Annotated in this window: 13 protein-coding genes, 6 tRNA genes and 1 rRNA gene; 3 read left to right on the forward strand and 17 right to left on the reverse strand. The window is 37.3% G+C overall.

The features are described 5' to 3' along the window. Positions 1-94: 94 nt before the first annotated feature. Positions 95-1,174, reverse strand: coding sequence for a S66 family peptidase (locus BR87_RS06690; protein WP_035030193.1), 1,080 nt, complete (start codon positions 1,172-1,174; stop codon positions 95-97). 354 nt (positions 1,175-1,528) lie between these two features. Here BR87_RS06690 and BR87_RS06695 point away from each other — a divergent pair, with 354 nt between their 5' ends. The 3 genes from BR87_RS06695 to BR87_RS06705 all read left to right on the forward strand — a co-directional run bounded on the left by BR87_RS06695 (position 1,529) and on the right by BR87_RS06705 (position 3,958). Further along, entirely contained in the window at positions 1,529-1,729 is a 201-nt protein-coding gene (locus tag BR87_RS06695; protein ID WP_035030196.1) for a hypothetical protein, read from the forward strand. 346 nt (positions 1,730-2,075) lie between these two features. Beyond that, positions 2,076-3,191, forward strand: coding sequence for a YibE/F family protein (locus BR87_RS06700; protein WP_244877040.1), 1,116 nt, complete (start codon positions 2,076-2,078; stop codon positions 3,189-3,191). After that, positions 3,188-3,958, forward strand: a complete 771-nt coding sequence (locus BR87_RS06705) for a YibE/F family protein (protein WP_035030200.1) — start codon at positions 3,188-3,190, stop codon at positions 3,956-3,958. The genes BR87_RS06700 and BR87_RS06705 overlap by 4 nt, the downstream gene beginning before the upstream one ends. 110 nt (positions 3,959-4,068) lie before the next feature. Here BR87_RS06705 and BR87_RS06710 read toward each other — a convergent pair whose 3' ends face one another. From BR87_RS06710 to BR87_RS06785, 16 genes are all read right to left on the reverse strand, one after another. Continuing rightward, positions 4,069-4,512 (reverse strand): threonine/serine exporter family protein, encoded by a 444-nt coding sequence (locus tag BR87_RS06710; protein WP_035030203.1) that lies wholly within the window; start codon positions 4,510-4,512, stop codon positions 4,069-4,071. Then, positions 4,509-5,273 (reverse strand): threonine/serine exporter family protein, encoded by a 765-nt coding sequence (locus BR87_RS06715; protein ID WP_035030204.1) that lies wholly within the window; start codon positions 5,271-5,273, stop codon positions 4,509-4,511. Before BR87_RS06715 ends, BR87_RS06710 begins: the two co-directional genes overlap by 4 nt. 495 nt (positions 5,274-5,768) lie before the next feature. After that, a complete protein-coding gene (gene glmM, locus BR87_RS06720; protein WP_035030206.1) occupies positions 5,769-7,124 on the reverse strand; it encodes a phosphoglucosamine mutase in 1,356 nt (451 codons plus the stop codon). A 55-nt stretch (positions 7,125-7,179) separates the two neighbouring features. Further along, positions 7,180-8,370 carry a CdaR family protein gene (locus BR87_RS06725; RefSeq protein WP_035030208.1) on the reverse strand — a complete coding sequence of 397 codons (1,191 nt, stop codon included), beginning with the start codon at positions 8,368-8,370 and terminating at the stop codon, positions 7,180-7,182. 3 nt (positions 8,371-8,373) lie between these two features. Next, positions 8,374-9,207: a diadenylate cyclase CdaA gene (gene cdaA / locus BR87_RS06730; RefSeq protein WP_035030210.1), complete on the reverse strand. Its 834-nt coding sequence runs from the start codon at positions 9,205-9,207 to the stop codon at positions 8,374-8,376. A gap of 298 nt (positions 9,208-9,505) precedes the next feature. Next, entirely contained in the window at positions 9,506-10,660 is a 1,155-nt protein-coding gene (locus BR87_RS06735) for an alpha-hydroxy-acid oxidizing protein (protein ID WP_404813307.1), read from the reverse strand. 115 nt (positions 10,661-10,775) lie between these two features. Next, on the reverse strand, positions 10,776-11,585 hold the full coding sequence (locus BR87_RS06740; RefSeq protein ID WP_035030214.1) for a formate/nitrite transporter family protein: 810 nt from the start codon (positions 11,583-11,585) through the stop codon (positions 10,776-10,778). Positions 11,586-11,781: 196 nt separating this feature from the next. Next, positions 11,782-11,854: transfer RNA gene (locus BR87_RS06745), tRNA-Lys, on the reverse strand. A gap of 20 nt (positions 11,855-11,874) precedes the next feature. After that, positions 11,875-11,990, reverse strand: a 5S ribosomal RNA gene (rrf, locus tag BR87_RS06750). A gap of 78 nt (positions 11,991-12,068) precedes the next feature. Further along, positions 12,069-12,152: transfer RNA gene (locus BR87_RS06755), tRNA-Tyr, on the reverse strand. A gap of 467 nt (positions 12,153-12,619) precedes the next feature. Beyond that, positions 12,620-12,691 (reverse strand) — tRNA-Gln (locus BR87_RS06760). Between the two features lie 4 nt (positions 12,692-12,695). After that, positions 12,696-12,779 (reverse strand) — tRNA-Tyr (locus tag BR87_RS06765). Positions 12,780-12,824: 45 nt separating this feature from the next. Further along, positions 12,825-12,897: transfer RNA gene (locus tag BR87_RS06770), tRNA-Thr, on the reverse strand. A 31-nt stretch (positions 12,898-12,928) separates the two neighbouring features. Continuing rightward, positions 12,929-13,000 (reverse strand) — tRNA-Glu (locus BR87_RS06775). A 173-nt stretch (positions 13,001-13,173) separates the two neighbouring features. Continuing rightward, positions 13,174-13,476, reverse strand: a complete 303-nt coding sequence (locus BR87_RS06780) for a GNAT family N-acetyltransferase (RefSeq protein WP_425304607.1) — start codon at positions 13,474-13,476, stop codon at positions 13,174-13,176. A gap of 52 nt (positions 13,477-13,528) precedes the next feature. Further along, entirely contained in the window at positions 13,529-14,518 is a 990-nt protein-coding gene (locus BR87_RS06785) for a zinc-dependent alcohol dehydrogenase family protein (protein WP_244877073.1), read from the reverse strand. Positions 14,519-14,563: the final 45 nt, after the last annotated feature.

Genomic DNA, 14,563 nt, shown 5'->3' on the forward strand with positions numbered 1-14,563 from the left:
AAAAAGACCACCTATTCATTTAGGTGGTCAAATTACGGTTATATGCTGGTAATAGAATGAAAATTACCGAAATACGTCTTTATCATTTTTTATACTAAGTAGTTTGAAAATACGATTCATTAAAAGAAATCGTTTTTCGGGTCAAATCTACTGTTGTATCTACTCCATAGGGCAAAGCACAATGCGGATAAGCATGTCCAAAATTAACATTATATAAAATGGGCAGTGTATCATCCGAAACAACTTTTTTGTATATTTCTTTATACGCTTCATAATACATTTCGTCTTGCGGTTTTCCAATCAAGATACCTTTAATAGCAGAGAAAATACCGGTTTGCTTTAAAGCCAATAGTTCTTTTTCCAATTCCTCTGGCGTAGGCTTTTCTTCACTGGTTTCTAGAAACAAGATTTTCCCTTCCCATTGTTCTATAGACGGAAACAAGTGGTACTTCTGACTTACTTCAACTTCATCTGGGTAACGTTCACCTGCCAGCAAACCATACAAGCTTTCTAAACACCCTCCTAACAAAGGTCCGGAAAAGGAACCGAATCCTTGTAAAACTTCGTACCCCTTTTTTTCCAGATGTTGAATGCGTTCAGTCCCTGCAGCAGCTGGAGAGAAATCAGTACGTTCTTCATACCAATATTTACTAGAAAGGATTTCATGTTGTTCCTGTCCTTCTAAATAAGAATGTAGAGTGGATTCTGTATACGGCAACAAATTGTCAGCGAGTTCGGCTAAATCATTGATAAAATTCGGCCCATAAAAAGAGACCATTCCCAACTGATAAAACATTAAGTGATTGACAGTCGTATCAGAAAAACCTGTAAATAACTTAGGATTTGTTTGTACATTCTGAATGAATTCTTTATCTTCTAGTAAAAATGGCAATAAACGATACGTATCATCGCCTCCAATAGCACAAATTATGCCTTTGATAGCAGGATCTTGAAAAGCATCTTTTAAATCTTGAGCCCGCGCTTCAGGGTGGTGCTTTAAATAATCTAACCCTTTTAAAGCATTAGGCATAAAGACTGGCTCCAACCCTAATTTCATCAAACGTTGTTTCCCTAAATTAAGTTGGTGAGAACAAAACTCTTCTCCCAATATACCGCTTGAAAGACTGACGATTGCTACTTTGTCTCCTTTTTTCAAAGCATTTGGTTTCTTCATAATTTTTCTCCTTTTTATACGGCGCCACGTATTGTTTATTTTCAAATAATAAAAGATACCACTTTACAAGGTTTCAAAAAATCTACTTTTTTATCTGCTTATGCCTTTATTTAAGGTTTTTAAAATAAGTAGTGAGGGGGACTAGTGAAAAAAGGAACCCAATAGATAAGATGGAGTCAAAGAACTAGATCTTGTCTATTTTGAGTCAGGAATGAACGAATCGGGTGAATATACCTCCATACTTGTCCATAGCACTTGTTAGATAGCATTTTAACATTTATCTTATTATTAAGGATAGCGCTATTTTAAAAAAAGAGATACTATAAAGACATCGTTAGTAAAAGGAGGTTCTGCATGAAAAAAGTGCCATGGTTCCAAAAGACACCGATAGTCGTTCTAACTTCTTTTTTAGGCAGTTTAATTTGTTTTGCTTCAATTGCTGCACTTTTAGGAGTCAAAAATACAGATAAATTAAATGAAAAATATTATGATCATCCAAATGAGCCATTATTCTTATCGGAAGAGTTAAAAAATCGCAAAGAATCAAAAAAATAGATTTAGACTAACCAGTGGGAGCGAGACAAAAAGCGTTTAGACCCGAATCACTGGAACAAATAAGCGCAGTATGGTCACAGACCATTGAGCATTATTCGTGAAGTGGACATCGGGGCTGCTTCTTGGAACTCGTTCTAAAATAAACATTCGGATATGAAAAGAGGTTAGGACTTTTGTCCCAACCTCTTTTCATATTAACCATACAAATCTGACCGTTACTCGTTAGCAAAAAAAGATATGTTACAATAGTGGAGATTTGTTTGTTTTATTTTGTAAGGGAAAAGTTCCTTTGCATCTATATAAACTTGATCAAGTAAATAGGAATTCGTACATTGGAGGTCTTTCTTTGAAAATCCATTTCGGAAAAAAATCACTTTTTTTATACGGCTTTATTTTGTTGTGTCTCCTTTTGTCTATGTGGGTTATGCAAAACAATTTTCATTTATATAAACAGCCCATAGCTGAAGTAGTAGAAGCAACACTTACAGAACAAAAGGAATTGGTTGATCTGCCTCATACTGAAGACAGGTTATTCCACCAAACGATAGTCGGAAAACTAAAAAACGGCGATCAAAAAGGCCAATTGATAGCATTAGAAAATAACTACTCCTCATCAGGAGCAGACGATCATAAGTACCAACGAGGCGATGAATTATTTGTTTCCATCCAATCAAATGAAGGAGAGCCGTTAAGAGGGATTATTTATGGTCCCAAACGGGATAAATATGTTGTTGCGGCAGCCTGGCTCTTTATTATTACTGTGCTGCTTATCGGTAAAAGAAGCGGATCATTTTCAATCATCAGTTTAGTTGTCAATGTCCTAGTATTGTCCATTGCATTAAACCATTATACAAATTCAGAACACGCTAGTTTATTACTGATTTGCAGCGGGTTAATTCTTTTTTTTACTGTTACCTCTTTATTACTGGTCAGTGGAAACAACGAGAAAACGTACGCTGCTATTCTAGCAACTTTAGCAGGAACTTTTTCTTCCTTGCTTATTGCCTATATCGTATTGGTCTTAACAGCTGAAAAAGGGCTTAGATACGAGGAAATGGCGTTTATAACAAGATCGCCGCAAAAAGTATTTTTAGCCAGCATTCTAGTAGGGTCTTTAGGAGCTGTAATGGATATTGCGATTACAATCATCTCCTCTCTTTATGAACTATATGGTAAAAATAAAGACATCTCGCTAAAAGCCTTAAAAGCATCTGGTATGGAAATAGGCAAAGACATTATGGGTGCAATGACAAACGTATTGTTTTTTGCTTATGTCAGCGGAAGTATTCCGATGATCCTTCTCTATTTAAAAAACGGCTCTGCATTAGGGTACACATTATCGATGAATTTATCCTTGGAATTGACAAGGGCACTCGTCGGAAGCATCGGGATTGTCTTGACCATTCCAATAAGTATTTATATTGCAGCTTATTTCATTTATAAAAGGAGAGCAATCAAATGAACGTATTAGTCTGTTTATCGATCATTTTATTTATCCTAATGAAATTCATTGGCGGAGAAAAAGGAACAAGGTCTTTTATTGCGCTTTTCTTAAATTTTGGCGTAACCTTTTTGACTGTCTTTTTAATGACTGTGCAAACTATTAACCCGATTATCTTAACTCTACTGGCTTGTGTAGTCATTAGTTGTATCAACCTCTTTTATATAAATTCGGTTAGTATCAAATCGGTTACTGCCTTTATTTCTACGCTGATCACGCTGCTTTTTTTATTGCTGCTTATTTTTATATTTGTTAAGAAGTCGATGATCCAAGGATTCGGAATAGAAGAATTAGAAGAACTCACTTCCTTTACCTTATATGTTGGGATAGATTTTGGAAAAATCGCTGTTTGTACGATCATAATGGGAACTATAGGAGCCATCACCGATACTTCTATTTCGGTTTCTTCGGCAATGAATGAAGTATACCATCATCATCCTTTAATAAGCCGCTACGATTTATTTAAATCCGGTATGAACGTCGGCAAAGATATTTTAGGAACAACTACAAACACTTTATATTTTGCCTTTATCGGCGGCTATTTAGCCTTAATATTGTGGTTTAAAGATTTAACTTACTCGCTTGGTGAAGTAGTTAATTCAAAAGTATTTAGTTCAGAAATGATCTCTATATTCTGTATTGGAACAGGTGCTATTCTAATAATACCAATCACAGCTTGGTTGGCTGCTTATATATTAACCAAAAATAAAAAGACAGCTGTTGAATAAAACTGGATAACCATTCTATCCCATAAAAACAACAGGTTAAAAATTTTGCCTTCTGCACTTTTTATCCTGTTTTGCACTACCTATTCATCAGAGCAGCCATTCACTTTCACTTAAGTAGTCCGTTCTGCTTTTATGTGTTGGGCTCTTTTCATTACTTTAAACACTGTATCAATGGTAAAAATAGCTAAAGCAATCATCCCAGCTACTTGGATAGTGCTTTGCAAATGTCCTTGGGCTAAAGCGTTATGGCCTTGGATAAATTCATAAACCGTTAAATACATTCCCGAACCTGGAAACAAAGGAAAAAATCCTGGCAAAAAGAAAATCGTTACAGGAACTTTAAAAATCCGTGAAAAAATATGGGATTGTGTAGAGATCACTAATCCTGAAACATATGTCGCTGGGATAGGCCCAAGAGATTCCAGACAAAGCAAATAAACACCCCATCCTAAAGCTCCCACAAAAGCTGTCGCAAAAATATATTTTTTGGGAGATTCTAAAATAATAGTCGCTGCTGCAACTGCTAGAAAAGCTCCTAAGATTTGACTAATCAAAAGACGACACCTCCAATTAAAACCAACCCAATCGCGACTCCTAGAGCAATGGATAGAGCGACCACAAAGGCTTCTAAAGCTTTAGCTCCACCAGACATGTAATCTCCTTGTAAAGTGTCACGAATTGCATTTGTGATGGCTGTTCCCGGAACTAACGGCATGATGGTACCCGTAATGACTAAGTGCATGTTCAGCGTAGGAAAAAGGAATGCATGCATCAACCCGGCACCTACCGAAATAACCGCAGAAGATAAGACATTACGAACAAATGAACCCATATCTAACTTTTTTTCACCTTTCAATACCAAGGCCAACAAACCTCCATTGATCCCAGCAGCCAATATCTCAAAAATACCGCCGCCTAACAGCAGAGCAAAAGAAGCAGCTAAAGCTGATATAGCAAGGTCTTTGTAAAGTCGTTTATATTGTTCTTTTTCAATATTCTGCAAAGCCGCATACGCTTCTGGAATGGTTATTTCCTCACTGGTCAATTGCCGTGAAATAGTATTGACAACTGCAATCTTATTTAAATTCGTATCGCGTGAATTGATTCGTTTAACGATCGTGATCGGGTCATCAATGCTGGAATCATCTAGTGTAGCTACTAACCCAGTGGCGATGGCCAATGCTTCCGTCGTTTCAAATTTTGACGTTTTTAAAATATGGTTCATTGTATCTTCTACACGATAGGTTTCAGCATTGCTTTCCAGCATGATCTTTCCTGCCAATATAGCGATGTCCATCAATGTTTTGTAATCCATTTTATATCCTTCACCCTTTCCCGCGCTGGTTAGCAGCCGTTTTTTCTATTGATTGCTTTGTTTCCAACTGAAATTCCAATTTAGTATAGCATATTTTTCTTTACTCCCTAGGATCTTTTAAGTCTTTCTTATATCTTTTTAACTCCATCTACTGCTAAACTAAAAGAAGATTGTACAAGATTTGACGTTGGTAAGTAACAAAATTGAATTTCTTTTAATTCAAAACGATTTAGAAACTCATTTTAGAAATTTTCGGAGGAGTAAGGGGTTGCTTGTAGCCATGAAAAAGAATGCAAGGAGAATTACTTAGTGTTAGGCTTTAGCCGTTACGTTAAGTTTGAACTTGCAAGTTTTGAGATGTATTCGTCAGCTCAAAATGGTCCCATGGCTTTTCACAAGCAACCACATAAGCCGAAGTAAATTTCCTGACCAACGCTAAAAGATGAAAAACTAAAAGAGCTCGATTCTAAATGAATCGAGCTCTTCTTAATTTACTTAATCTAATCCGATTTCTGCTCTAACAACATCCGCAATGCGTTCTACATAAGAATCCACTTTTTCTTGTGTTGGAGCTTCTGCCATGACCCGTAATAATGGTTCAGTTCCGCTTGCACGTACTAAGATCCGACCATCGCCGTTCATTTCTTTTTCTACTTCTTCAATAATCGTTTTAATCGCTGGGATTTCCATTGCACCGTTTTTATCACTGACGCGGATATTCACCAAACGTTGTGGATAGGTTTGAACTTCTTCCGCCAACTCTGATAATTTTTTCCCAGTTTGTTTCATGACATTCAATAGCTGGATTCCTGAAAGCATGCCGTCTCCAGTCGTATTGTAGTCCAAAAAGACCATATGTCCTGATTGTTCTCCACCAAAGTTATAGCCGTTCTTACGCATTTCTTCTACTACGTAACGGTCACCCACTTGTGTTTCTAGAGCAGTCATTCCTGCTGCTTCCACAGCTTTATGGAAACCTAAGTTACTCATAACAGTTGAAACGATGGTATCTTTTTTCAAGCGGCCTTTTTCCAACATGTATTTTCCGCAGATGTACATAATCTTGTCTCCATCAACAATATTACCCAGTTCGTCTACTGCGATTACACGGTCAGCATCACCATCAAAAGCTAAACCTGCATCTGCTCCTTTTTCTACTACGAATTTAGCCAATTGTTCAGGATGAGTCGAACCAACTCCATCATTGATATTTAAGCCATTAGGAGAAGCCCCCATCACATCAAATTCAGTGTCTAAATCAGCAAATAAGCGATTGATCAATGGACTGGCAGAACCATTAGCTCCATCTAAACAAATTTGCAGACCACTCAAATCATTTGGAATGGTTTGTTGCAAGAATTGGGTGTACTTTAATGCGCCTTCTGGATAATCATCAACGGTCCCTAACCCTTCTGCACTAGGACGCGGCAATGTATCTTCTTCTTGATCCAATAAAGCTTCGATTTCAAGTTCAGTAGCGTCAGATAATTTAAACCCATCTGATCCAAAGAATTTAATGCCGTTATCTGGTGCAGGGTTATGTGAAGCCGAAATCATAACGCCAGCAGCTGCTCCTTGAATACGTGTTAAGTAAGCGACACCTGGTGTCGAAATAACGCCTAATTTCATTACTTCAATTCCAACGGATAACAAACCGGCGATCAAAGCGGATTCCAACATTTCTCCAGAGATACGGGTATCTCTGCCGACCAAGACGCGCGGATGCTCTACTCCTTCTGAGTGTTGACATAAAACGTACCCGCCGAACCTACCTAATTTAAAGGCTAATTCCGGTGTTAACTCTGAGTTAGCCACTCCTCTAACTCCATCTGTTCCAAAATATTTTCCCATTCTTCTAATGCCCCTTTTCAAAGTTATGAATCTACTTTCTTTAACAATCTGCTTATTAACGACTTGAATCCACATCAGATGACTTGCTTTCATCTGATGAATTTGGTTGAGATTGCTCTACAGCAGATGAACTGCTCGTTTTTGATGACGGTTCTTCGCTGCTAGCAGTATTTTCTGTTGAACTGCTCGTCGATTCATTTTTTTTTTCGTCTGATGTACTAGTTGAACTTGAATTTTTAGATGAATCTTCTGTTTTTTTATCTTCTGTCGCTGGCTTTTTATCTTTAGTCACTGTAATTCTAACAGTGATTTTTTCTGGCGTCACTGTTGATATGCCTTCTAATAAAGGCAGATTTACTTCTTTCGTTGTTGTTTCCGTAATACCGGATACATCTACTTCTAATGGAAAACTGCTTAAATTATCCAGCGTTTCTTGTGAGCCTGTTACAGTCACGTTAGTATCTTTTTCGTTTTCAATTCCTAGTTCATAGGTATAACCAGATTCAGGTTTGCCGCTTTCAGACAAGGTAACCGGCACTGTTTTGCTTTCTGGTTTGACGCGTATATTGACTGTTACCTCTTTTGGATTGATCATCACATCTAATTGGTTGCCATTTATATCCCTGGCGCTTACAGGTACAGTTTGCTTGATGTCAGATTTAACTTCATCCGTTGTAGGAACGACCGCTTGAACGGTGTTGACTTTGTCAATTGTTGAAGCAGCTCCTGAAACTTCAACTGTATCGTAATTCAGCGTTGGAGTTTCGGCTGCATACCCTTTCGCCAAGCTGCTGCTGTCAAAATCAACCCCTACTTTGAATGTTTCGACCCGTTTTTCTTCAATGGTAATCGTTACCTCTGGAGGCGTAACGGTATACTTTAAGTCGGAAGAAAGACCTTCTGGTATTAAGCGAATCGTATGTGTACCGACTCCTAATTCATCTAAGTTTTGCGCTACTAAATCAAACCCTTTATTAGCTGTTGTTTGAGCTACAATATTTGTAGGTCCGGTAATTTCAATAGAAGCTGTTTCAGGAAAACCCGAAACAAAATATTTGTCTTGGTCTATGTCAACAACAATCGGCAAATTGGTAATGACTTTACTTGAAGTCGTGCTTACACCATTAAGCGGATTAGTTGTCCGTAATTTGCTGGTATTTTCATAATTTACATAAGTAAATAATAATAGCGCAAAAGCAAAAGCAACTAGTTTAGTAAACCATGGAGAATTATAAATCTTTTCCATTTTTTACACTCCTTTCTTAAAGCTGTCAACGAACTCTTGAAGCGGGTTCTTCTTGACATCTTCTTCTGGGAGAATTAATTCTTTGCTTAAAAATTTCACGAAATCTTCTCTAGACAGTTCTCTTAGCAGATCTCCCCGATGGGAAATACTGACTCCTCCCGTTTCTTCGGAAACAATAATTGTAATAGCATCCGTCACTTCGCTTAATCCAATAGCTGCCCGGTGTCGTGTTCCCAACTCCTTAGAAATTAAAGAACTTTCAGATAATGGCAGATAACCAGCTGCTGCTGCTATTTTATAATCTTTTATCATCACAGCTCCATCATGCAAAGGTGTATTTGGAATAAAGATATTGATCAGCAACTCTCCAGAAATATCCGCATTCAAGGGAATTCCGGTGGCAATATATTCATCCAATCCAGTTTCCATTTGAATAGAAATCAACGCACCTATTCTTCTTTTCGCCATATATTGAACTGCTTGATCCAGTTGTTGAATCATCTTTTTTGCTGGATTAACTTTTCGTTTTGTATTTTTAAAGAAAGACCCTCTTCCAAGGTGTTCTAGTCCTCTGCGCAATTCCGGTTGGAAAATGATAATGATGGCCAATACACTCCACTGAATAACCAAGTCGACGATCCAATCCACTGTTTGCAATTGAAGAAAAAAACTGGCTATTTTGATTAACATAATGACGGCAATTCCTTTTAATAACTGAACTGCTTTAGTACCTTTCAATATCTTTATCAATTGGTAAATAATAAACGTTACTACTAAGATATCGACCGCATTAATAAAAGTTCGCCATGTAAATAAGTGTGACCAATCTATGGACATACGTGCACCTCCAATAATGTTTTAAAATAGTCACTCGTTTTTTATTATACCACACTTCCCTTCAATACAAGGCACCTGTTTAATATGGTAAAGCATTTTTTTATCCAATTTTCACAAAAAGAAAAACTCTTGTAGGGAAACAAAAGTTTTTCAGCATTTTTTTACTTATATGCTATTAGATGTTACTACTGCTTGCAAAACCAGAGAAATAGAACTTCTTTCTTCTAGTAAATAAACAGCTTATTACTAAAAATAAACTTGGTGCTCTTCTATTAATTACAGGAGCCATTCAAACAAATTAATAAGAATAGGGATAGTTTTGAAGTTTGACTTTTTTAATATCTTCTACAGTTTTAGTTCCAGCAAGTTGCATCGTTTTTTCCAATTCTGCTTTAAACCAGTCAAAAACAGATGTCACTCCTTGAGCACCGCCTAAAGCTAAAGCATAAATAACCGGACGTCCAATCCCAATTAGATCCGCTCCGCTTGCTAAAGCTTTAAAGACATGCTGCCCACGCCGTACTCCACTGTCAAAGACAATAGGTAACCGTTTATTTACTTCTTCAGCAACGATCTGCAGTGACTCAAAAGCAGGCATCCCGCCATCTAATTGTCTTCCACCATGATTGGTCACCCAAATACCGCCAGCTCCTGATTCGATCGAAATATGAGCATCTTCTGCTGTTTGCACTCCTTTAACAAATACCGGCAAACCAGAATAAGCAGCAATAAATTCGACATCTTTAGGACTTAAGATCTGTTTTGATGACCCATATACCGCGTCCATTGTTTGGCCAACACCTGTTTGATACGCTTGAACGATCGGCATGCCTAATGGAAAGACAAAACCATTACGTTTATCTGCTTCGCGATTTCCACCAACTGTTGCATCAGCCGTCAAAACGATTGCTTTTACTCCATTTGCTTTTGCTTCATCTAAAATATCGCGATTGATGCCGTCATCTTTACTCATGTAGAATTGGAACCATTGCGGAGCACCTTGGCCTGCTTCCGAAATTTCTTTGAACGGTTTATTCGCATATGAACTAATCGTCATGATGGTTTTAGCATCGGCTATCCCTTTAGCTGTCGCAGGTTCTCCTTTACTGTTAGCTAATCCATGAGCAGCAACAGGTGCCATAATAATAGGTGTAGAAATTTTATCACCAAAAATTGATGTACTTTGATCAGGATATTCAATATTTCTTAAAACGCGCGGCACAATTGTTTTATGGTTAAATGATTTGATATTTTGTTCAATCGTCCATAGATCTCCTGCTCCGCTTGAGATATAATCGTATCCGCCTTTTGGGATCACTTTGCTGGCTTCTTTTTCAAGATCATACACATTTATAATGTCCAACGGTTTTTCTGCGTCACTCGTTTGATAAGAAGCTGTACTCTCTTGTTCATTCTTTGTTGTTACTTCATCTAGTGATTTTTTTGGTTCCATATCTTTTTCTATTTTAGCCATAGTGTTCTCCTCCGTCTCTATTCTAAAAAACGTTTTATTTCTTTAATTTTACCACTGCCAGCTAAAAATTCAAATTTACCTTACTATTTTTTGTTTAATCAATGTATTTTGTCTGTCCATTATTCAACCATGAGTAGTTTAAGCCTAAGATCAAACCGCCTCCTACATAATTTCCTAAAGTTGCAAAAAACAAGTTTTTAATGACGCTGATTGCCGTCATTCCAGGAACATGTCCGCCAGTAGCAAAGAAAGCAAGTGAGAAAGAAGAAAAATTAGCAATCACGTGTTCAAACCCTAAAAAAGCGAAAATAAAAATAATGAAAACAATTGAAATTACCCGTGCAGCATCATCTTTCATATTGATTGTCGCAAACACTGCTATATTGACGATCAAATTAGCAAATATGCCTTCAAAAAAGACTTGAGAAGGACCTTTTTGTAATTTGCTGGCTATTGTTGTAACTAAAAAACTATCTTGGGTCGTATGCAAAAAGGCCCCAGTATGCGAAATCAACCAGCTTGCTAGGATACCGCCAATCAGATTAAAGAAAATACAAGTGGCTAAAATAATGAGTGCTTTTTTAAAAGGCAAAATTTTCCGATGAACTGCAGTTGTCATGTACATCATATTTGACGTGCCTAGTTCAGCATTTAAATAAATAATCATCACCAATGACCAAGTAAACATCAGTGCATACGCAATTTTTCCAGCGCCCGGTGTAATCGTATTAACTGTCTCTCCTAAATAAACAGCAGCTGCCGTTCCAATAGTTAAAAATAAACAAGCCAGCATACAACGCATCATATAGCGTACCCGACTTTTGTTAAATAAATCTTCTTTTTTAAGAATACTTGCACGTAATGTCTCCATTAAAAAACCTGTTTCAACTTTTTCGACTTCCATTTTTTCATCTCCGTTACTTTTGTGATTTTTTTAACAATATATAGCATTTAGCTATATAATACACTATTTAAACTGAACTTTAAACTAATTTTTATTCTTTATTCATTACTAAGATAGAGAAAGCTCCTATATAGTACAAAACGATTGTTTGCACAAAAAAAAAGCAGCGAAACCGCTGCTTTTTAGTCTTCCTATATGAGTCATGCAGGATTCGAACCTGCGACCCTCTGATTAAAAGTCAGATGCTCTACCAACTGAGCTAATGACTCAATATAAAATAAAGTGCTCTGCATGGCAACGTCCTACTCTCACAAAGGGAAACCCTTCACTACCATCGGCGTTAAGAAGCTTAACTGCTGTGTTCGGCATGGGAACAGGTGTATCCTTCTTACTATCATCACCATACATCTTTGCAATTTTAATATTGATTTACACCTAATTTACTTAGTATACCTTACTTTCTATATCTAAAGTAAATAAGAATGGTGGAGGGGGGCAGATTCGAACTGCCGAACCCGAAGGAGCGGATTTACAGTCCGCCGCGTTTAGCCACTTCGCTACCCCTCCAAAACATCTTTTTATATCTTATCTTATTTTTTCTTTTTTTTCAAGTGTATTTTCAAAAATCTACTTAATTTATGTTAGCGACCAAAATAAATGAGGTGAATGCTGACTTCTATCTGCCCAATGAGAAAAGGATAGGACCCAGAATTGATCGCATTCCATAGACAGCTATATAGAAGCCATTATCGTTTAGCTTATCTTTGATTAAATGGATCAACACAACGAAGCCTAACTGCCATTCTAGTTCTATTCAGTAGCGTCAGCAGCATAACTCTATGAAACAGGAAAGTGTATCTCATCTTATTTTATAAATGATCTACATGTGACTATTCACTCATACATAAGCAGCAACTCCTAAAAAAAAAAACGGATCGATTCGGTGTCAGACACAGCGAATTCGATACGTTAGTAAGTGGACAACTATAGAAAGTCATCATGTTATATTATGTACTGCTTTACTGATAAAGCAACTGGGCTAGCTGGATTCGAACCAACGCATAAGGGAGTCAAAGTCCCTTGCCTTACCGCTTGGCTATAGCCCAATAATGGTGGAGGGGGGCAGATTCGAACTGCCGAACCCGAAGGAGCGGATTTACAGTCCGCCGCGTTTAGCCACTTCGCTACCCCTCCTAAAAGTTAAAAAAACAAAAAAACTACTCTATTTAAAAGAATGAGTGCCGGCTAAAGGAGTTGAACCCTCGACCCTCTGATTACGATTCAGATGCTCTACCAACTGAGCTAAGCCGGCATATTGCTACCGCAAACCTCTTTTAAAAGTATGACCCGTACGGGATTCGAACCCGTGATACCGCCGTGAAAGGGCGGTGTCTTAACCACTTGACCAACGGGCCTTAAGGTCTGCAATTCTCAAGCACAAGATTGATTATATAAATAATTTCAAAAAAAGTAAAGGAAGAAAACAGAATTAGTGAAAATTTTAATCTTCTTTTCATTTTCATCCTTTAAAAATAATGAAAATACAAAAACGAGAAAATCATTTTTGTATTTTCTGTTTTTGTTTTACTTATTTTGCTTGAATGTCTGAATATTTTTCGGGCTCTCTTTCAAATAATACTTTTGCATAAGGACAAAGCGGAACAATTTTTTTATGTTCTTTTCGCATTTCTTCAACTACACGATCAACTAGCTGATGTGCTATACCCTGCCCTCTTAATGATGGATCAACAAATGTATGATCTAAAATAACTTTCTCTTCTCCAGCGGGAACATACGTCACTTCAGCAATCATTTTTCCTTTTTCATCGTTTTTATAGAAGCGGTTGCCAGATTTTTCAAATTCCATTCTTAACACGTCCTTTTCTTTTATTCAAAGGGATTGAAACCCTATCTTTAAAAAGTACTTTTCCAGTGCTAGCGTATTATGAAATCCGTAAGCCGATTTTACCTACTTGCTTACCATTTTCCAGCTTTTCAAATGCTTTTTTAAATTCTTCTATCTCAAAAATTTGGTCAACTACTGGATGGATTTGGTATGTTTCAATAAACTCAAGCATCGACTGGTATTCCTCTGCGCTTCCCATTGTTGTACCTTTAAGGGTATATTGCCCATAAAAAAACTCTCTTAAATTAAACTCAATCGTATCTCCCGTTGAGGACCCAATTAATACGAGTGTACCACCCGGTCGCAACTGTTTCAGAGATCTTTGAAAAGTAGCAGCTCCTACTGTTTCAATCACCAAGTCAACTTTTTCACCATCTAGTTCTACTTCCCAGTTTGCATCGTTTTGAATCCCTTTATCTGCTCCTAACTCTTTAGCTTGTTGCAACTTTTCTTCTGATCGAGAAGTTACATAAACTTTGGCTCCTGCCGCTTTAGCGAACTGAAGTAAAAAAGTAGCGACACCTCCACCGATACCAGGAATCAAAACACTTTTGCCTTCCGAGATTTCTCCCTTGGTAAATAATGCCCGATAAGCTGTTAGAGCAGACAAAGACAATACACCAGATTCTTCAAAAGTTAAAAATGAAGGTTTAATCGCAATATTTTCGATTGGTAAAATGACTTCTTCAGCAAAAGTCCCATTCATAGAGTTAGGACTCCCCAAGATACCGAAGCTTTCTGGCGCTGCTGCCGTAGCATTTGCCCATTCTAAGCCTGGATTAATAACTACTTCGTCTCCAACTTTGAACTGTCCATTTTCTGCTTCTATTTCACTGATTACACCTGCACCATCTGATCCGATAATTAAAGGAACTGTATTTTCATCGTGTTGAGCGACTGTAAACAAATCGCGATGATTCAAACCAACAACCTTAAGTCTTACTCGAACTTCATTCGCTTTCAACTTTTGACTAGTATATTCTTCCAAATGCAGCCCTTTCATACCTTTTTGGCCTTTGTGTACCACTGCTTTCAAACTATCCCTCCTATTCTTATTTTGTATCAAGTATAC

It is taken from the genome of Carnobacterium mobile DSM 4848 (assembly GCF_000744825.1).
Lineage (GTDB): Bacteria > Bacillota > Bacilli > Lactobacillales > Carnobacteriaceae > Carnobacterium_A > Carnobacterium_A mobile.

Bases quoted from the DNA above. Each gene is read 5' to 3' on its own strand.
- BR87_RS06690 (WP_035030193.1), bottom strand. From the start codon at position 1,174: ATGAAGAAACCAAATGCTTTGAAAAAAGGAGACAAAGTAGCAATCGTC.
- BR87_RS06715 (WP_035030204.1), bottom strand. From the start codon at position 5,273: ATGGATTACAAAACATTGATGGACATCGCTATATTGGCAGGAAAGATC.
- BR87_RS06705 (WP_035030200.1), top strand. From the start codon at position 3,188: ATGAACGTATTAGTCTGTTTATCGATCATTTTATTTATCCTAATGAAA.
- cdaA (WP_035030210.1), bottom strand. From the start codon at position 9,207: ATGTCCATAGATTGGTCACACTTATTTACATGGCGAACTTTTATTAAT.
- BR87_RS06725 (WP_035030208.1), bottom strand. From the start codon at position 8,370: ATGGAAAAGATTTATAATTCTCCATGGTTTACTAAACTAGTTGCTTTT.
- glmM (WP_035030206.1), bottom strand. From the start codon at position 7,124: ATGGGAAAATATTTTGGAACAGATGGAGTTAGAGGAGTGGCTAACTCA.
- BR87_RS06740 (WP_035030214.1), bottom strand. From the start codon at position 11,585: ATGGAAGTCGAAAAAGTTGAAACAGGTTTTTTAATGGAGACATTACGT.
- BR87_RS06735 (WP_404813307.1), bottom strand. From the start codon at position 10,660: ATGGAACCAAAAAAATCACTAGATGAAGTAACAACAAAGAATGAACAA.
- BR87_RS06695 (WP_035030196.1), top strand. From the start codon at position 1,529: ATGAAAAAAGTGCCATGGTTCCAAAAGACACCGATAGTCGTTCTAACT.